Source organism: Aeromonas sp. 97A, from assembly GCF_051919185.1.
Classification (GTDB): domain Bacteria; phylum Pseudomonadota; class Gammaproteobacteria; order Enterobacterales; family Aeromonadaceae; genus Aeromonas; species Aeromonas veronii.
The window spans coordinates 4,628,774-4,649,571 of sequence record NZ_JBQBFF010000001.1 but is presented as its reverse complement, the minus strand read 5'-3'; the positions used below and the strand labels follow the sequence as shown (position 1 = coordinate 4,649,571).

General features: G+C 61.2%; 5 protein-coding genes. 2 read left to right on the top strand and 3 right to left on the bottom strand.

Annotated elements, in window-relative coordinates:
- The first annotated feature begins 6 nt into the window (after positions 1-6).
- The gene (gene rraB / locus ACTG27_RS21350) at positions 7-342 is read left to right on the top strand and encodes a ribonuclease E inhibitor RraB (protein ID WP_026034893.1); all 336 of its coding nucleotides are present in this window, start codon (positions 7-9) and stop codon (positions 340-342) included.
- Between the two features lie 63 nt (positions 343-405).
- Here the strand turns inward: rraB and ACTG27_RS21345 are convergent, their stop codons facing one another.
- Positions 406-2,361 (bottom strand): sensor domain-containing protein, encoded by a 1,956-nt coding sequence (locus ACTG27_RS21345; RefSeq protein ID WP_227274394.1) that lies wholly within the window; start codon positions 2,359-2,361, stop codon positions 406-408.
- A gap of 185 nt (positions 2,362-2,546) precedes the next feature.
- Here ACTG27_RS21345 and ACTG27_RS21340 point away from each other — a divergent pair, with 185 nt between their 5' ends.
- A complete protein-coding gene (locus tag ACTG27_RS21340; RefSeq protein WP_439980401.1) occupies positions 2,547-3,041 on the top strand; it encodes a hypothetical protein in 495 nt (164 codons plus the stop codon).
- 72 nt (positions 3,042-3,113) lie between these two features.
- Here the strand turns inward: ACTG27_RS21340 and ACTG27_RS21335 are convergent, their stop codons facing one another.
- Together ACTG27_RS21335 and ACTG27_RS21330 are read right to left on the bottom strand one after the other, a co-directional pair.
- Positions 3,114-18,893: a retention module-containing protein gene (locus tag ACTG27_RS21335; RefSeq protein WP_439980399.1), complete on the bottom strand. Its 15,780-nt coding sequence runs from the start codon at positions 18,891-18,893 to the stop codon at positions 3,114-3,116.
- A gap of 231 nt (positions 18,894-19,124) precedes the next feature.
- Positions 19,125-20,786: a putative transporter gene (locus tag ACTG27_RS21330; protein ID WP_021229463.1), complete on the bottom strand. Its 1,662-nt coding sequence runs from the start codon at positions 20,784-20,786 to the stop codon at positions 19,125-19,127.
- Between the last annotated feature and the right edge of the window lie 12 nt (positions 20,787-20,798).

Below are 20,798 nucleotides of genomic sequence, written 5' to 3'. Positions count from 1 at the left end.
CTGAATATGCAAGAGTGGCGTGATGAGACCACCGAGATCGTCAACGAACTGCTGGCCGATGGCAGCAATCCCGATGCGGATTACGACATTGAGCACCATTTCGCCTGCCAGGATTTCGACCGTCTGGAAAAAGCAGCGGTTGACCTGTTCAAGGCTGGTTTTGAAGTGACCGATGCCGAAGAGATGGAGCTGGATGACGGCGCCACCATCTTCTGCTTCGATGCCACCATCGAGTGCAAGCTGAATGTCGAAGCGATCGTCGCCGATATCGCCAAGATGCTGCCCATCCTGGAAAAATATGGGGTGGATTACGATGGCTGGGGCACCTACTTCCAGGATTGATCCTGCCTCCATCGTAAAACAACAAGGCCACCTTGCGGTGGCCTTGTTGTTTCTGACGATCTCTCACACCAGATAGCTGGCAGCAAACTCCGCCGGCGGCAGGGGGCGACTGAACAGATAGCCCTGTAGCCGATCACACCCCGCCTCGGTCAGCCACAACTGCTGCTCGGGTGTCTCTACCCCTTCGGCCGTGATCCGGATCCCCAGCTCATGGCCCAACCCGATGACCGAACGCACGATAGCGGTGGTCGCGCTATTGCTGGCGAGCCCCTGAGTGAAGCTGCGATCCAGCTTGAGGGTCGCCACCTGCAAACGCGGCAGATAGGCCAGTGAACAGTAACCGGTACCAAAGTCGTCGATGGCCAACTGAAAACCGGCGGCGATCAGGTTGTCGAGGTTGGTCTCAATCTCGTCTGCATTCTCCATCAGTACCCCTTCGGTGATCTCCAGCTCCAGTTGACTGGCCTTGAGACCATGGCGAGCGATGCAGGCAGAGACCCGCTCACAGAGCGCCGGATCACGGAACTGCAGCGGCGAGAGGTTGATGGATAGCACCATATCCGGCTGCGCAGTTTGCCACTGCGCCAGCTGGGCACACCCCTGCTCCAGCATTAACTGACCAAGCTGACCGATGATCCCCATCTCTTCCGCCAACGGAATGAATTCGTCGGGGGAGATCATCCCAAGCTCGGGATGGGGCCAGCGACAGAGCAGTTCGGCGCCATGCAGCCGGTGAGTGCGGGTACAGATGATCGGCTGATAGACGGCTACCAGCTGGGCAGACTTGATGGCGAGCGGCAACTGGGCAGCGATCAGCTGACGCCGCTTGAGCCGGGCATGCAGCTCGGGATCAAACAGGGTGCAGTACTGCTGCTGCCGTTTGCCCTGCGCCAGCGCAGCCTCGGCATGACTGAGCAACCGCTCGGCATCGCTTGCCCTCCCTTGGGCCAGCCCGAGAAACACCGGGATCTGGATGCGGTGATCTTCCACCTGATAGTGCTCCATCAACTGCTGCTGCAGATGCTGGCTCCACCCCTGCAATGGCTCGTTGAAGTCCGGCAGCAGCAAGCTGAAGTCATCGGCAGCGACCCGACAGAGCAGGGAACGCGGCGGTACCAACTGCTGCAACCGCTTGGCCACCTGGCTCAGCAAGCGGTCGGCAATCCGGATCCCGAAGCGATCGTTGATCTCACGAAAATGGTGCAGATCGACCAGCACCAATGTGGCACTGCGTCCCCCAAGATGGCGGCTGGTCTGCAAGAACCGGGAGAGTTTGAGCAGCCCGGTCAGACTGTCGTAGTGCTGCTCCTGCTGCAACTGCGCCTGAGTGGTGCGTAGGCCGGTGATGTCACGCCCCAGCGTCAGGATCCCGAGGGAGTGGCCGTCACCATCGGGCACATCGACCCGGGTGATCTCCATGTGTCGCCCCTGCCCGCTGGCATCCAGCAGACAGCACTCGCCGTGGCCCATCCCCTGCGGCGCTGCCAGCCGGAACGGTAGCTGCTGACCCAGCACCTCATCCGCCCCTTGGCCGATAAAGTCGAGAAACGCCTGATTGCACTCCAGCAATACCCCGTTGTGATCATCGAAACGGATCAGGTCAGGAATGGCATCGAGCAGAAAACGCTGCAACAACTGCTGCTTTTTGACCGTCTGTTCCAGGCTCTTGCGCTGGGCAATCTCGTTAACCACGCCGAACACTGCGCAAGCTTCCCCCTGCGGGGTGTAAAGAGGCACCTTGTGCACCTCCATCCAGCAGGTATTCCCGCCCCGGTTGCAATGGAGCTGCTGATACAGCATCGGCACGCCTCCGGCAAGCAGCTGCTCATCCTCACTGCGAAAGAGATCGCCCCATGGCATATCTGCATCTGTCTTGCCGACTACCTCGGCAGGCGACTCCAGCTTGGCTTCACGGGCGAACTCACGATTGGCGAACAGGTAACGCCCATGACTATCTCGACAGAAGATACTCATTGGCAATTGGTCGATGATCTGCTGCAGCAGATCCGGGGTGAGCATGTTGGTCACAGGGGTGCTTATGGAGGAATTTCGAGCAAATCTATGATAGCAAACCAATTTTGTAAAGCACCCCGATCACCTCCCCATAACATCGAACGCTGGATGGTTGCTGACAGAGATTGTCGCTCCGGCGATAATAGGTGCCGGTTGGCCAATGGCCTGGTGATATGGACGAGAGAAACAAGATGAAAAAGCTTATGGGGAGCGCATTGGCGCTGCTGCTGGTTGGTTGTGCTGGTGACAATAACGGCGGTGAGGAGTATCGCTACAACCCGCCAATTGCCAAGGCAACCAACAATACTCAGGAAATGGCGATCCCGGTGGATCTGGTGTGGGCTCGCGCCGAGAAGTGGTTCACCGATCACGGCCTCACCATCGAAAACAGCCAGCGTGGCTCCGGCCTGATGACCGCCAACGTCAACCAGTCAGCCGACGGGCTGGAGTGGCTGGACTGCGGAACTATGGGTTCCAAAGTTGCACTGGGCAACCCGAACCTGCAGATCAACCTGATCATCACCCAGAGCGGCAACAGCAGCGTGGCCACGGTCAACGTCAAGGGCAACACCGAGCTGTTCTTCGTTGAATCCTCAGGCGAGCGCGTACCGGCCCCGTCCATCAAGCCGGTCTGTGTCTCCCGCGGTACCCTGGAGCAGAGCCTGTTCGCCACCCTCGGCAACTGATTTCGCTTCCCTGCAAAGATAAAAAAAGCGGCAGATTGCTCTGCCGCTTTTTTATTGCGTAGTTGTTAGTGCTTACTGCTTGTCAATATCGAGCATGTTGTTGGTCAACATGTAATCGATCACCTGGCTAGCCGTTGCACTACTATTACCGGTCAGAGAACCAAAAGTGTGACCAGACAACACAATCTCCTGGGTAACAGAGCCGCCAACCGAATCGCTAACCTTGAGATGCACACCTTGGCTATCTGCGGACACAGACAACAGATTTTTCAACAATGACTCCGTTTTAGACCCATCATGATCCAGCAGATCACTCAGATCCAGCTTGTCGCGCTGTGTCGGATCACTCAGGCTCGGTTTGAAGTCCGTGACAGTATCAACCGTCAACTTACCTGATTCGGTATCCCCCTTGTTCCACACGAAGATATCCGCTCCATCGCCACCGGTCAGTATGTCGTTGCCTAGACCACCGCTCAGAATATCGTTCCCGGCACCACCATCCAGCTTGTCGCTGCCGGTGCCGCCATAAAGGATATCCTTGCCATCGTCACCGTAGAGCTCATCGTCACCACCCTGGCCAAACAGGATATCGTCCCCCAGACCGCCGTGCAGCTTGTCGTTGCCCCCTCGGGTATCGCCCGCCACATCAAATGAGTTAGCATTCCCCTTGATGTACTCGTAAAGCTCAAGAGAGCTGGGTGCATAACCGTTTTTCAAGGTCAGGAACTGGGTCAGACCATCCAGTCCCTTGCCATCAACCCAATCTGCCGGCTTAGCTGGGTTGCCAGCCGTGCCCCACGGCAGGTGATCAGTATTGATGGCATCCCCGAACAGGATATCGTTACCCGCGCCACCGTGCAGGACATCGGCCCCCACTTCGGCAGGAGTGTTGGTGGTCGAACTGCCGACCAGAACGGCCTTGAGCTGATCTGCCGTATTGATGATGTCGGGCTGACCAACTGGCGGACGCCCACCTATCACCTTATTCAAGTTATCGATCTTCAGGGTAGCCGTTCCTGAGCTTCCCCACTCGTTTATGGTAAAGACATAACGGTAATCGCCCGCAGCCAGCGCACCGCTGTTGATTGTCCCCACTGAGGTCACCGCAGCACCGATGTTTACCCAGGCAGTACCGTTCCAGCGTTGCAGCTGCACCGAGAAACTGTCTGCGGAGCCGACATCACTACCTTTGCTCAGGTCGAAGCGCAGACCGCTACCAGCCGCCAACGTCATTTTTTCGCTAGCAAATACCGACGCATCGTTTTTCGCATTGTCCGTCAATTCCAACCGACTACCGACCCTTGTGACACTCCCAAAGATATCGCCGGCTAGGCTCCAACTACTCGCGCTCCATGGCCCCGTATTGCTGGAAAAATCATTCAGTAACAGAGCATTCTCATATTTAGTGCCTGAGCCAGTCACCTGCGTATTGTCAAAATACTCCAGATTTTCCTTCTTCACGCCATTACCGATGCCGATCGCCTTGACCTCGCTTTGCCCGGACAAATGTCCAAATGCATCGATAGCCTTTTGCATCGCATCAGATTCAGATGCATTACTGTTCCCATTATAAGCTGTTGGATCACCATCGGTCAGGAAGTAAGTGACATTCTCAAAGGTCAATCCGGAACTGCTGCCAGGCTTGCTGTTAAACCACTGGGTAGCCTTGATAAAGGCATCCTCATAGTTGGTCGCACCGCCAGCAGACAACGAGCTGACCTTGTCGATAAATGACTGCACATTACTCTTGGACAGATCGCTAATCGTCAAGAGTGAACTTGCCCACTCATGAAAGCCTATGAGCGTCACGTTAACGACACCATCATGGTCCGCCAGCTGATTGGCCAACGCTTTCAGGGCGTTAATCGTCAACGTCATTCTGTCTTTACCCGTAGCAGGGTATTGGCTGCCATCCAATCCCCATTGCATGCTACCCGACGTATCAACGATCAGCGCGATATTGTAGTTTTTACCCGGTTCAACAGAGGTCTTGATACCACCTATATCTCCCAGCAATACATCATCACCACGCCCACCCTCGACAGGTTTGTCTGACGTACCATTGTCCCCATTCGGGTTAGTGGGCTTGACCATAAAGCCGGTATCCGCTTCGGTATATTTCACTTCACCGACTATCGGCTGACCATTCATGTCATACTCTTGCGAGCCTGCCACCACGGTCACCTTGATATTCTGGCTACCGACAGGCAACTCCACCTGCAGCGACAATTTCCCGTCTCTATCCAGCATGCTGGCCGGTACTTTCCAACTACCATCGGCTTGCAGTGTGCCACCCGAAAGCACAGTACCCTGTGGCAACCCCTTGATAGTCAACTCGGTAAAATGTTCGCTGCCATCGGTATCGATCAAATCGACATCAACCTTCAAGGTCGCCAGATCTGCCACCTTAGTCAGGTTGCCATCCTTGAACTCATACTTGCCATCTTGCAGATAAAGGGTCTCAACGCTGTAAAAATCATGGTAAGTCAAAGCACCGCTAATCGGGTCTTTATACACGAGACTGTAATCAAAGCTCTGTGAGCCACTAGGCTTAATCAGCTTGAGATCCTTCATCGAGCCCGGCATATAGGCCACATCCAGACCATCGCCACCATAATATGATGTAGAGGCCTTCAAGCTCTGGGCAATCAGCGTATCGTTGCCGGCATCGCCATGTAGAGTGACCGACGCAACAGCATTTTTACCGCCAATCAATATGTCATCCCCATCGCCACCGATCAGATAATCAACATCACTCGCACCACCGATCAGAATATCATCCCCCACCCCGCCATCGGCCAGGAAGCTATCGCCACTGCCGTATTTGATGGTGTCATGGCCAACACCGCCTTGAACCCAGCCGCCATTACTGGAAACCAGATAATCATCTTTGTTAGTTGGCGACGTAGAAGGCGTCTTGCCATTCAGGCCGGACACAATCTGTTCCACCTTCACCGCTCCCGGCACAAACCCGCCACTCACCAGCTCAACCTTCAGCGTCACGCCGTCAACCACCGGCGTCATGGTCAGCGTCAGTGTCGAGCTCGCGCCGGTGTTGGTGGTGTAACCCACCACCGGCAGGGCTCCGGCGAAGTCTTTCACCGGCGTGAAGCTGTAGCTGCCATCACTGTTCACCACCAGGGTGCCCTTGCCCGCCAGCTCCACGCTCGCACCGTTGGCACCCACGGTGTAGTCGGTACCGTTCACGGTGATCTTGCTCACCGTCAGCGTGTTGTCCACGTCACTGTCGTTCGCCAGCAGACCACCAGCCTTGCCCACCACCAGCGGGGTGTCTTCGGTCACCGTGTTGCTGTCCGGCGCCACGACCGTCGCGTCGTCCACCGGCGTCATGGTCAGCGTCAGTGTCGAGCTCGCGCCGGTGTTGGTGGTGTAACCCACCACCGGCAGGGCTCCGGCGAAGTCTTTCACCGGCGTGAAGCTGTAGCTGCCATCACTGTTCACCACCAGGGTGCCCTTGCCCGCCAGCTCCACGCTCGCACCGTTGGCACCCACGGTGTAGTCGGTACCGTTCACGGTGATCTTGCTCACCGTCAGCGTGTTGTCCACGTCACTGTCGTTCGCCAGCAGACCACCAGCCTTGCCCACCACCAGCGGGGTGTCTTCGGTCACCGTGTTGCTGTCCGGCGCCACAACCGTCGCGTCGTCCACCGGCGTCATGGTCAGCGTCAGTGTCGAGCTCGCGCCGGTGTTGGTGGTGTAACCCACCACCGGCAGGGCTCCGGCGAAGTCTTTCACCGGCGTGAAGCTGTAGCTGCCATCACTGTTCACCACCAGGGTGCCCTTGCCCGCCAGCTCCACGCTCGCACCGTTGGCACCCACGGTGTAGTCGGTACCGTTCACGGTGATCTTGCTCACCGTCAGCGTGTTGTCCACGTCACTGTCGTTCGCCAGCAGACCACCAGCCTTGCCCACCACCAGCGGGGTGTCTTCGGTCACCGTGTTGCTGTCCGGCGCCACGACCGTCGCGTCGTCCACCGGCGTCATGGTCAGCGTCAGTGTCGAGCTCGCGCCGGTGTTGGTGGTGTAACCCACCACCGGCAGGGCTCCGGCGAAGTCTTTCACCGGCGTGAAGCTGTAGCTGCCATCACTGTTCACCACCAGGGTGCCCTTGCCCGCCAGCTCCACGCTCGCACCGTTGGCACCCACGGTGTAGTCGGTACCGTTCACGGTGATCTTGCTCACCGTCAGCGTGTTGTCCACGTCACTGTCGTTCGCCAGCAGACCACCAGCCTTGCCCACCACCAGCGGGGTGTCTTCGGTCACCGTGTTGCTGTCCGGCGCCACGACCGTCGCGTCGTCCACCGGCGTCATGGTCAGCGTCAGTGTCGAGCTCGCGCCGGTGTTGGTGGTGTAACCCACCACCGGCAGGGCTCCGGCGAAGTCTTTCACCGGCGTGAAGCTGTAGCTGCCATCACTGTTCACCACCAGGGTGCCCTTGCCCGCCAGCTCCACGCTCGCACCGTTGGCACCCACGGTGTAGTCGGTACCGTTCACGGTGATCTTGCTCACCGTCAGCGTGTTGTCCACGTCACTGTCGTTCGCCAGCAGACCACCAGCCTTGCCCACCACCAGCGGGGTGTCTTCGGTCACCGTGTTGCTGTCCGGCGCCACAACCGTCGCGTCGTCCACCGGCGTCATGGTCAGCGTCAGTGTCGAGCTCGCGCCGGTGTTGGTGGTGTAACCCACCACCGGCAGGGCTCCGGCGAAGTCTTTCACCGGCGTGAAGCTGTAGCTGCCATCACTGTTCACCACCAGGGTGCCCTTGCCCGCCAGCTCCACGCTCGCACCGTTGGCACCCACGGTGTAGTCGGTACCGTTCACGGTGATCTTGCTCACCGTCAGCGTGTTGTCCACGTCACTGTCGTTCGCCAGCAGACCACCAGCCTTGCCCACCACCAGCGGGGTGTCTTCGGTCACCGTGTTGCTGTCCGGCGCCACGACCGTCGCGTCGTCCACCGGCGTCATGGTCAGCGTCAGTGTCGAGCTCGCGCCGGTGTTGGTGGTGTAACCCACCACCGGCAGGGCTCCGGCGAAGTCTTTCACCGGCGTGAAGCTGTAGCTGCCATCACTGTTCACCACCAGGGTGCCCTTGCCCGCCAGCTCCACGCTCGCACCGTTGGCACCCACGGTGTAGTCGGTACCGTTCACGGTGATCTTGCTCACCGTCAGCGTGTTGTCCACGTCACTGTCGTTCGCCAGCAGACCACCAGCCTTGCCCACCACCAGCGGGGTGTCTTCGGTCACCGTGTTGCTGTCCGGCGCCACAACCGTCGCGTCGTCCACCGGCGTCATGGTCAGCGTCAGTGTCGAGCTCGCGCCGGTGTTGGTGGTGTAACCCACCACCGGCAGGGCTCCGGCGAAGTCTTTCACCGGCGTGAAGCTGTAGCTGCCATCACTGTTCACCACCAGGGTGCCCTTGCCCGCCAGCTCCACGCTCGCACCGTTGGCACCCACGGTGTAGTCGGTACCGTTCACGGTGATCTTGCTCACCGTCAGCGTGTTGTCCACGTCACTGTCGTTCGCCAGCAGACCACCAGCCTTGCCCACCACCAGCGGGGTGTCTTCGGTCACCGTGTTGCTGTCCGGCGCCACGACCGTCGCGTCGTCCACCGGCGTCATGGTCAGCGTCAGTGTCGAGCTCGCGCCGGTGTTGGTGGTGTAACCCACCACCGGCAGGGCTCCGGCGAAGTCTTTCACCGGCGTGAAGCTGTAGCTGCCATCACTGTTCACCACCAGGGTGCCCTTGCCCGCCAGCTCCACGCTCGCACCGTTGGCACCCACGGTGTAGTCGGTACCGTTCACGGTGATCTTGCTCACCGTCAGCGTGTTGTCCACGTCACTGTCGTTCGCCAGCAGACCACCAGCCTTGCCCACCACCAGCGGGGTGTCTTCGGTCACCGTGTTGCTGTCCGGCGCCACAACCGTCGCGTCGTCCACCGGCGTCATGGTCAGCGTCAGTGTCGAGCTCGCGCCGGTGTTGGTGGTGTAACCCACCACCGGCAGGGCTCCGGCGAAGTCTTTCACCGGCGTGAAGCTGTAGCTGCCATCACTGTTCACCACCAGGGTGCCCTTGCCCGCCAGCTCCACGCTCGCACCGTTGGCACCCACGGTGTAGTCGGTACCGTTCACGGTGATCTTGCTCACCGTCAGCGTGTTGTCCACGTCACTGTCGTTCGCCAGCAGACCACCAGCCTTGCCCACCACCAGCGGGGTGTCTTCGGTCACCGTGTTGCTGTCCGGCGCCACGACCGTCGCGTCGTCCACCGGCGTCATGGTCAGCGTCAGTGTCGAGCTCGCGCCGGTGTTGGTGGTGTAACCCACCACCGGCAGGGCTCCGGCGAAGTCTTTCACCGGCGTGAAGCTGTAGCTGCCATCACTGTTCACCACCAGGGTGCCCTTGCCCGCCAGCTCCACGCTCGCACCGTTGGCACCCACGGTGTAGTCGGTACCGTTCACGGTGATCTTGCTCACCGTCAGCGTGTTGTCCACGTCACTGTCGTTCGCCAGCAGACCACCAGCCTTGCCCACCACCAGCGGGGTGTCTTCGGTCACCGTGTTGCTGTCCGGCGCCACAACCGTCGCGTCGTCCACCGGCGTCATGGTCAGCGTCAGTGTCGAGCTCGCGCCGGTGTTGGTGGTGTAACCCACCACCGGCAGGGCTCCGGCGAAGTCTTTCACCGGCGTGAAGCTGTAGCTGCCATCACTGTTCACCACCAGGGTGCCCTTGCCCGCCAGCTCCACGCTCGCACCGTTGGCACCCACGGTGTAGTCGGTACCGTTCACGGTGATCTTGCTCACCGTCAGCGTGTTGTCCACGTCACTGTCGTTCGCCAGCAGACCACCAGCCTTGCCCACCACCAGCGGGGTGTCTTCGGTCACCGTGTTGCTGTCCGGCGCCACGACCGTCGCGTCGTCCACCGGCGTCATGGTCAGCGTCAGTGTCGAGCTCGCGCCGGTGTTGGTGGTGTAACCCACCACCGGCAGGGCTCCGGCGAAGTCTTTCACCGGCGTGAAGCTGTAGCTGCCATCACTGTTCACCACCAGGGTGCCCTTGCCCGCCAGCTCCACGCTCGCACCGTTGGCACCCACGGTGTAGTCGGTACCGTTCACGGTGATCTTGCTCACCGTCAGCGTGTTGTCCACGTCACTGTCGTTCGCCAGCAGACCACCAGCCTTGCCCACCACCAGCGGGGTGTCTTCGGTCACCGTGTTGCTGTCCGGCGCCACAACCGTCGCGTCGTCCACCGGCGTCATGGTCAGCGTCAGTGTCGAGCTCGCGCCGGTGTTGGTGGTGTAACCCACCACCGGCAGGGCTCCGGCGAAGTCTTTCACCGGCGTGAAGCTGTAGCTGCCATCACTGTTCACCACCAGGGTGCCCTTGCCCGCCAGCTCCACGCTCGCACCGTTGGCACCCACGGTGTAGTCGGTACCGTTCACGGTGATCTTGCTCACCGTCAGCGTGTTGTCCACGTCACTGTCGTTCGCCAGCAGACCACCAGCCTTGCCCACCACCAGCGGGGTGTCTTCGGTCACCGTGTTGCTGTCCGGCGCCACGACCGTCGCGTCGTCCACCGGCGTCATGGTCAGCGTCAGTGTCGAGCTCGCGCCGGTGTTGGTGGTGTAACCCACCACCGGCAGGGCTCCGGCGAAGTCTTTCACCGGCGTGAAGCTGTAGCTGCCATCACTGTTCACCACCAGGGTGCCCTTGCCCGCCAGCTCCACGCTCGCACCGTTGGCACCCACGGTGTAGTCGGTACCGTTCACGGTGATCTTGCTCACCGTCAGCGTGTTGTCCACGTCACTGTCGTTCGCCAGCAGACCACCAGCCTTGCCCACCACCAGCGGGGTGTCTTCGGTCACCGTGTTGCTGTCCGGCGCCACAACCGTCGCGTCGTCCACCGGCGTCATGGTCAGCGTCAGTGTCGAGCTCGCGCCGGTGTTGGTGGTGTAACCCACCACCGGCAGGGCTCCGGCGAAGTCTTTCACCGGCGTGAAGCTGTAGCTGCCATCACTGTTCACCACCAGGGTGCCCTTGCCCGCCAGCTCCACGCTCGCACCGTTGGCACCCACGGTGTAGTCGGTACCGTTCACGGTGATCTTGCTCACCGTCAGCGTGTTGTCCACGTCACTGTCGTTCGCCAGCAGACCACCAGCCTTGCCCACCACCAGCGGGGTGTCTTCGGTCACCGTGTTGCTGTCCGGCGCCACGACCGTCGCGTCGTCCACCGGCGTCATGGTCAGCGTCAGTGTCGAGCTCGCGCCGGTGTTGGTGGTGTAACCCACCACCGGCAGGGCTCCGGCGAAGTCTTTCACCGGCGTGAAGCTGTAGCTGCCATCACTGTTCACCACCAGGGTGCCCTTGCCCGCCAGCTCCACGCTCGCACCGTTGGCACCCACGGTGTAGTCGGTACCGTTCACGGTGATCTTGCTCACCGTCAGCGTGTTGTCCACGTCACTGTCGTTCGCCAGCAGACCACCAGCCTTGCCCACCACCAGCGGGGTGTCTTCGGTCACCGTGTTGCTGTCCGGCGCCACAACCGTCGCGTCGTCCACCGGCGTCATGGTCAGCGTCAGTGTCGAGCTCGCGCCGGTGTTGGTGGTGTAACCCACCACCGGCAGGGCTCCGGCGAAGTCTTTCACCGGCGTGAAGCTGTAGCTGCCATCACTGTTCACCACCAGGGTGCCCTTGCCCGCCAGCTCCACGCTCGCACCGTTGGCACCCACGGTGTAGTCGGTACCGTTCACGGTGATCTTGCTCACCGTCAGCGTGTTGTCCACGTCACTGTCGTTCGCCAGCAGACCACCAGCCTTGCCCACCACCAGCGGGGTGTCTTCGGTCACCGTGTTGCTGTCCGGCGCCACGACCGTCGCGTCGTCCACCGGCGTCATGGTCAGCGTCAGTGTCGAGCTCGCGCCGGTGTTGGTGGTGTAACCCACCACCGGCAGGGCTCCGGCGAAGTCTTTCACCGGCGTGAAGCTGTAGCTGCCATCACTGTTCACCACCAGGGTGCCCTTGCCCGCCAGCTCCACGCTCGCACCGTTGGCACCCACGGTGTAGTCGGTACCGTTCACGGTGATCTTGCTCACCGTCAGCGTGTTGTCCACGTCACTGTCGTTCGCCAGCAGACCACCAGCCTTGCCCACCACCAGCGGGGTGTCTTCGGTCACCGTGTTGCTGTCCGGCGCCACGACCGTCGCGTCGTCCACCGGCGTCATGGTCAGCGTCAGTGTCGAGCTCGCGCCGGTGTTGGTGGTGTAACCCACCACCGGCAGGGCTCCGGCGAAGTCTTTCACCGGCGTGAAGCTGTAGCTGCCATCACTGTTCACCACCAGGGTGCCCTTGCCCGCCAGCTCCACGCTCGCACCGTTGGCACCCACGGTGTAGTCGGTACCGTTCACGGTGATCTTGCTCACCGTCAGCGTGTTGTCCACGTCACTGTCGTTCGCCAGCAGACCACCAGCCTTGCCCACCACCAGCGGGGTGTCTTCGGTCACCGTGTTGCTGTCCGGCGCCACAACCGTCGCGTCGTCCACCGGCGTCATGGTCAGCGTCAGTGTCGAGCTCGCGCCGGTGTTGGTGGTGTAACCCACCACCGGCAGGGCTCCGGCGAAGTCTTTCACCGGCGTGAAGCTGTAGCTGCCATCACTGTTCACCACCAGGGTGCCCTTGCCCGCCAGCTCCACGCTCGCACCGTTGGCACCCACGGTGTAGTCGGTACCGTTCACGGTGATCTTGCTCACCGTCAGCGTGTTGTCCACGTCACTGTCGTTCGCCAGCAGACCACCAGCCTTGCCCACCACCAGCGGGGTGTCTTCGGTCACCGTGTTGCTGTCCGGCGCCACGACCGTCGCGTCGTCCACCGGCGTCATGGTCAGCGTCAGTGTCGAGCTCGCGCCGGTGTTGGTGGTGTAACCCACCACCGGCAGGGCTCCGGCGAAGTCTTTCACCGGCGTGAAGCTGTAGCTGCCATCACTGTTCACCACCAGGGTGCCCTTGCCCGCCAGCTCCACGCTCGCACCGTTGGCACCCACGGTGTAGTCGGTACCGTTCACGGTGATCTTGCTCACCGTCAGCGTGTTGTCCACGTCACTGTCGTTCGCCAGCAGACCACCAGCCTTGCCCACCACCAGCGGGGTGTCTTCGGTCACCGTGTTGCTGTCCGGCGCCACGACCGTCGCGTCGTCCACCGGCGTCATGGTCAGCGTCAGTGTCGAGCTCGCGCCGGTGTTGGTGGTGTAACCCACCACCGGCAGGGCTCCGGCGAAGTCTTTCACCGGCGTGAAGCTGTAGCTGCCATCACTGTTCACCACCAGGGTGCCCTTGCCCGCCAGCTCCACGCTCGCACCGTTGGCACCCACGGTGTAGTCGGTACCGTTCACGGTGATCTTGCTCACCGTCAGCGTGTTGTCCACGTCACTGTCGTTCGCCAGCAGACCACCAGCCTTGCCCACCACCAGCGGGGTGTCTTCGGTCACCGTGTTGCTGTCCGGCGCCACAACCGTCGCGTCGTCCACCGGCGTCATGGTCAGCGTCAGTGTCGAGCTCGCGCCGGTGTTGGTGGTGTAACCCACCACCGGCAGGGCTCCGGCGAAGTCTTTCACCGGCGTGAAGCTGTAGCTGCCATCACTGTTCACCACCAGGGTGCCCTTGCCCGCCAGCTCCACGCTCGCACCGTTGGCACCCACGGTGTAGTCGGTACCGTTCACGGTGATCTTGCTCACCGTCAGCGTGTTGTCCACGTCACTGTCGTTCGCCAGCAGACCACCAGCCTTGCCCACCACCAGCGGGGTGTCTTCGGTCACCGTGTTGCTGTCCGGCGCCACGACCGTCGCGTCGTCCACCGGCGTCATGGTCAGCGTCAGTGTCGAGCTCGCGCCGGTGTTGGTGGTGTAACCCACCACCGGCAGGGCTCCGGCGAAGTCTTTCACCGGCGTGAAGCTGTAGCTGCCATCACTGTTCACCACCAGGGTGCCCTTGCCCGCCAGCTCCACGCTCGCACCGTTGGCACCCACGGTGTAGTCGGTACCGTTCACGGTGATCTTGCTCACCGTCAGCGTGTTGTCCACGTCACTGTCGTTCGCCAGCAGACCACCAGCCTTGCCCACCACCAGCGGGGTGTCTTCGGTCACCGTGTTGCTGTCCGGCGCCACGACCGTCGCGTCGTCCACCGGCGTCATGGTCAGCGTCAGTGTCGAGCTCGCGCCGGTGTTGGTGGTGTAACCCACCACCGGCAGGGCTCCGGCGAAGTCTTTCACCGGCGTGAAGCTGTAGCTGCCATCACTGTTCACCACCAGGGTGCCCTTGCCCGCCAGCTCCACGCTCGCACCGTTGGCACCCACGGTGTAGTCGGTACCGTTCACGGTGATCTTGCTCACCGTCAGCGTGTTGTCCACGTCACTGTCGTTCGCCAGCAGACCACCAGCCTTGCCCACCACCAGCGGGGTGTCTTCGGTCACCGTGTTGCTGTCCGGCGCCACGACCGTCGCGTCGTCCACCGGCGTCATGGTCAGCGTCAGTGTCGAGCTCGCGCCGGTGTTGGTGGTGTAACCCACCACCGGCAGGGCTCCGGCGAAGTCTTTCACCGGCGTGAAGCTGTAGCTGCCATCACTGTTCACCACCAGGGTGCCCTTGCCCGCCAGCTCCACGCTCGCACCGTTGGCACCCACGGTGTAGTCGGTACCGTTCACGGTGATCTTGCTCACCGTCAGCGTGTTGTCCACGTCACTGTCGTTCGCCAGCAGACCACCAGCCTTGCCCACCACCAGCGGGGTGTCTTCGGTCACCGTGTTGCTGTCCGGCGCCACGACCGTCGCGTCGTCCACCGGCGTCATGGTCAGCGTCAGTGTCGAGCTCGCGCCGGTGTTGGTGGTGTAACCCACCACCGGCAGGGCTCCGGCGAAGTCTTTCACCGGCGTGAAGCTGTAGCTGCCATCACTGTTCACCACCAGGGTGCCCTTGCCCGCCAGCTCCACGCTCGCACCGTTGGCACCCACGGTGTAGTCGGTACCGTTCACGGTGATCTTGCTCACCGTCAGCGTGTTGTCCACGTCACTGTCGTTCGCCAGCAGACCACCAGCCTTGCCCACCACCAGCGGGGTGTCTTCGGTCACCGTGTTGCTGTCCGGCGCCACAACCGTCGCGTCGTCCACCGGCGTCATGGTCAGCGTCAGTGTCGAGCTCGCGCCGGTGTTGGTGGTGTAACCCACCACCGGCAGGGCTCCGGCGAAGTCTTTCACCGGCGTGAAGCTGTAGCTGCCATCACTGTTCACCACCAGGGTGCCCTTGCCCGCCAGCTCCACGCTCGCACCGTTGGCACCCACGGTGTAGTCGGTACCGTTCACGGTGATCTTGCTCACCGTCAGCGTGTTGTCCACGTCACTGTCGTTCGCCAGCAGACCACCAGCCTTGCCCACCACCAGCGGGGTGTCTTCGGTCACCGTGTTGCTGTCCGGCGCCACGACCGTCGCGTCGTCCACCGGCGTCATGGTCAGCGTCAGTGTCGAGCTCGCGCCGGTGTTGGTGGTGTAACCCACCACCGGCAGGGCTCCGGCGAAGTCTTTCACCGGCGTGAAGCTGTAGCTGCCATCACTGTTCACCACCAGGGTGCCCTTGCCCGCCAGCTCCACGCTCGCACCGTTGGCACCCACGGTGTAGTCGGTACCGTTCACGGTGATCTTGCTCACCGTCAGCGTGTTGTCCACGTCACTGTCGTTCGCCAGCAGACCACCAGCCTTGCCCACCACCAGCGGGGTGTCTTCGGTCACCGTGTTGCTGTCCGGCGCCACGACCGTCGCGTCGTCCACCGGCGTCATGGTCAGCGTCAGTGTCGAGCTCGCGCCGGTGTTGGTGGTGTAACCCACCACCGGCAGGGCTCCGGCGAAGTCTTTCACCGGCGTGAAGCTGTAGCTGCCATCACTGTTCACCACCAGGGTGCCCTTGCCCGCCAGCTCCACGGTCGCACCGTTGGCACCCACGGTGTAGTCGGTACCGTTCACGGTGATCTTGCTCACCGTCAGCGTGTTGTCCACGTCACTGTCGTTCGCCAGCAGACCACCAGCCTTGCCCACCACCAGCGGGGTGTCTTCGGTCACCGTGTTGCTGTCCGGCGCCACAACCGTCGCGTCGTCCACCGGCGTCATGGTCAGCGTCAGTGTCGAGCTCGCGCCGGTGTTGGTGGTGTAACCCACCACCGGCAGGGCTCCGGCGAAGTCTTTCACCGGCGTGAAGCTGTAGCTGCCATCACTGTTCACCACCAGGGTGCCCTTGCCCGCCAGCTCCACGCTCGCACCGTTGGCACCCACGGTGTAGTCGGTACCGTTCACGGTGATCTTGCTCACCGTCAGCGTGTTGTCCACGTCACTGTCGTTCGCCAGCAGACCACCAGCCTTGCCCACCACCAGCGGGGTGTCTTCGGTCACCGTGTTGCTGTCCGGCGCCACAACCGTCGCGTCGTCCACCGGCGTCATGGTCAGCGTCAGTGTCGAGCTCGCGCCGGTGTTGGTGGTGTAACCCACCACCGGCAGGGCTCCGGCGAAGTCTTTCACCGGCGTGAAGCTGTAGCTGCCATCACTGTTCACCACCAGGGTGCCCTTGCCCGCCAGCTCCACGCTCGCACCGTTGGCACCCACGGTGTAGTCGGTACCGTTCACGGTGATCTTGCTCACCGTCAGCGTGTTGTCCACGTCACTGTCGTTCGCCAGCAGACCACCAGCCTTGCCCACCACCAGCGGGGTGTCTTCGGTCACCGTGTTGCTGTCCGGCGCCACGACCGTCGCGTCGTCCACCGGCGTCATGGTCAGCGTCAGTGTCGAGCTCGCGCCGGTGTTGGTGGTGTAACCCACCACCGGCAGGGCTCCGGCGAAGTCTTTCACCGGCGTGAAGCTGTAGCTGCCATCACTGTTCACCACCAGGGTGCCCTTGCCCGCCAGCTCCACGCTCGCACCGTTGGCACCCACGGTGTAGTCGGTACCGTTCACGGTGATCTTGCTCACCGTCAGCGTGTTGTCCACGTCACTGTCGTTCGCCAGCAGACCACCAGCCTTGCCCACCACCAGCGGGGTGTCTTCGGTCACCGTGTTGCTGTCCGGCGCCACGACCGTCGCGTCGTCCACCGGCGTCATGGTCAGCGTCAGTGTCGAGCTCGCGCCGGTGTTGGTGGTGTAACCCACCACCGGCAGGGCTCCGGCGAAGTCTTTCACCGGCGTGAAGCTGTAGCTGCCATCACTGTTCACCACCAGGGTGCCCTTGCCCGCCAGCTCCACGGTCGCACCGTTGGCACCCACGGTGTAGTCGGTACCGTTCACGGTGATCTTGCTCACCGTCAGCGTGTTGTCCACGTCACTGTCGTTCGCCAGCAGACCACCAGCCTTGCCCACCACCAGCGGGGTGTCTTCGGTCACCGTGTTGCTGTCCGGCGCCACAACCGTCGCGTCGTCCACCGGCTTGACGGTGATGTTGACTTTGGCACTGTCGGTATCGCCGTCAACGTCTTCGGCCACATAGTTAAAGCTGATCTCACCGTTGAAGTCCTTGCCCGGCACAAAGCTGATGCTGCCATCCGCCGCAATCACGACATTGCCACCCTGTACCGCTATGGTCTGCGCCAGTCCGGTCAGCTCGACGCCGTTGATGGACTGAATTGCTAGCCCGCCATCCGGCGCCTTGTCGTTGGCCAGCAGGTTCAGGCTCACCGAGCCATCTTCGTTGACCTCGTACTCGTCATTGACTGCATCGACCGACTCATCAATATTCACGCTGCCATCGTCGGTCGCGGTGCCGGTGTTGCCGGCCGGATCGGTGACGCTGGCCGTTACTTGATAGCTGCCTTCCGCCAACGGAGTGGTGACATCCACGCTGTAACCACCACCCGGTTGCACGGTGGTAGTCAGGGTTTGCTGAGTGCCATTGGCATCGGTCACCACTAGGGTAACTGTGCTGCCTGGAACCGCATTGGTAGTACCAGTGATGGTAGGTGTGGTGTCACTGGTATTGTCAGGCGCATCGACGGTGATCACTGGAGCGGTTACATCCACACTCCCTGAATCAGTCGCACTGCCGGTATTCCCCGCAGGATCTGTCACTGTGGCTGTGACGGTATAAGAGCCTTCGGCCAAGGGGGTCACCACATCCACGGTGAAGGTGCCAGTGGGTGTGACGATCGCGGTCAGGGTTTGTTGATTACCGTTTGCATCGGTAACCAGCAGGGTGACGATGCTGCCAACGGGAGCATCCGTGGTTCCGGTCAGGGTCGGAGTGGTGTCATTGGTGTTATCTGGCGCAACGACGGAAATGGTGGGCGGAGTCAGGTCAAATACTTCATCTTCGCCAGCAGCATCAAGCGGTAGTTCACCATTGGCGTTGTAGGTGGTATCGAAGGTAGCTTCGGCAATGGTTGCGGAACCGGTACGGTCGATGGTGACAAAACCGCCGTTGCCACTGGCACCAGCTACGCCCCCAATACCGCCACCGCCGGCGGCAGGCGCACCGCCTGCTGCGGAGGCTTCAAAGGCCTGGGTCGGGTCAGCGCCACCCAAGATCGCCTGTTGCAGGGCATTGATATCATCAGGAGTGCCAGCAGCGCCGTTTTGTGCCAGCTGGGGAGCATCCCCCTCTTCGGCAGGCTCACTCTGCTCGCTGGCTGGTTGCACAGTGAACGACTGTCCACCGCCCATGAAACTGGCGCCATCCGGCGACATGATCACCGCCCCTTTCGGCAGCACATCACCTTCAGCCAACAGCTTCCGGCTGCCATCTGCGGCAACCAGATAAATTTGTCCTTTAAGTTGGGTTACGGTTACGCCCTGTTCCAAGGTAACGGCATTGGTGATCATGTTCTCTCCTGAATCCTGATTTGAATGCAATAAGCCACAGCCTACTTTGCAGACTGAGGGGAAAAATAACCAGCTCGAAAATTCGAAAGGATAGACCGATTTGAGGCTGAATTGTTCAGCCAGACAGAAGTGTATAAAACGAAGTTGCGAGAATGGTAAAAACCAAAATTATCAATAAATTACAGAGTAATGACAGGAGCATGACAAAGCATGCTCCTGTCAAGATTAACCCTATACACCCGCCCAGAGGATGATAGCCAGCAGCTGTGGCGAGATGATCCGCAGGAACATCACCAGCGGGTAGACAGTGGCGTATGAGAGCGCACTGGCGCCACTGGTCGGGTGCATGGCGTTGGCAAAGGCCAGCGCGGGAGGGTCTGTCATGGAGCCGGCCAGCAAGCCGCACAGGGTCAGATAGTTCATCTTGCCGTAGAGGCGCGCCAGCACACCGACTACCAGCAGCGGGATCAGGGTGATCGCCATGCCGTAGAGCATCCAGGCCGGGCCATCACCGTTGATCAGGGTATCGACGAAACCGGCTCCGGACTTGAATCCGACCACCGCCAGAAACAGCACGATCCCGATCTCCCGCAGCGCCAGGTTGGCGCTGGGTGGCATGAACCAGTAGAGCTTGCCGATGCTGCCGATCCGCGACAGGATCAGCGCCACCACCAACGGCCCGCCCGCCAGACCCAATTTGAGGGCGGCCGGAAAACCGGGCAGATAGAAGGGGATGGAGCCGAGCAATACGCCAAGGCCAATCCCGATAAATACCGGCAACATCTGCACCTGCTGCAGTTTTTGCTGCACGTTGCCGACCACATTGGTCACCGCTTCGATGGCATCGAGGCGCCCCACCAGGTTGAGGATGTCACCAAACTGCAGGCTGGTCTGACTGGTCGGCACCAGCTCGATACCGGCGCGGTTAAGACGGGAGATCACCACGTCATAGCGCTGTTTGATGTCAAGATCGCGGATCTTCTTGCCAAGTACCTGCTCGTTGGTCACCACCACCCGCTCGACGCGCAGATCGGTGCCACGGGTCGAGAGCGAGGTCTCCACCTCCTCCCCCAATACCAGCAACACCTTGTGCAGCGCGTGACGCTCACCCACCAGGTGCAGCAAGTCACCCAGTTCGATACGGGATTCCGGGCGCGGCACCATCAGCTCGTCGCCCCGTTTGAGCCGTGAACAGATGACATCAGACTCGTCGAGACTCGGGATCTCGCTCAGCATCAGGCCGTGCATGTTGGGGTTGCGCACCGCGATGTTGATGGTCTGCAAGCTCTCCTTGGTTTTACCGGTTTGTAGCTCGAACTGGGCGGCTTCATCGTCGATCTTGATGCGAAAGAAGACCCTGACCAGCCACATGGTGAGCAAAATGCCACAGATACCAAACGGATAGGCAACCGCATAGCCCATCCCCATCAGGCCGGTAGAACCGGGCGCGGCGCCCAGCTCGGCCAGGATCTGCTGGCCCGCACCGAGGGATGGGGTATTGGTGACGGCACCGGAGAAGACCCCCAGAATGACCGGCAACGGCACATCGAAAAATTGATGCAAGCCAGCGGCCACCACGCAGCCAAGGATGACCAGCAAAGCGGCAAACGCGTTGAGTTTGAGACCCGAACTGCGCAATGACGAGAAGAAACCCGGCCCGACCTGGATGCCGATGGTATAGACAAACAGGATCAGGCCGAATTCTTGAATAAAGTGAAGCGTTTGTGCATCCAGCGCGAGATCGGAGGCGCCTGCAAAGTGACCCACTATGATGCCGCCGAACAGCACCCCCCCTATTCCCAAGCCAACGCCATAGACTCGCCAGTTTCCCAGCCAGAGTCCCAGCACTGCCACCAGCGACAACATGCTGATGGAAAGCGCGATTTCACTCATTTCGTGCATCCT

Coding starts and splice junctions, on each gene's coding strand:
- rraB (WP_026034893.1), top strand. CDS start 7: ATGCAAGAGTGGCGTGATGAGACCACCGAGATCGTCAACGAACTGCTG.
- ACTG27_RS21345 (WP_227274394.1), bottom strand. CDS start 2,361: ATGCTCACCCCGGATCTGCTGCAGCAGATCATCGACCAATTGCCAATG.
- ACTG27_RS21340 (WP_439980401.1), top strand. CDS start 2,547: ATGAAAAAGCTTATGGGGAGCGCATTGGCGCTGCTGCTGGTTGGTTGT.
- ACTG27_RS21335 (WP_439980399.1), bottom strand. CDS start 18,893: ATGATCACCAATGCCGTTACCTTGGAACAGGGCGTAACCGTAACCCAA.
- ACTG27_RS21330 (WP_021229463.1), bottom strand. CDS start 20,786: ATGAGTGAAATCGCGCTTTCCATCAGCATGTTGTCGCTGGTGGCAGTG.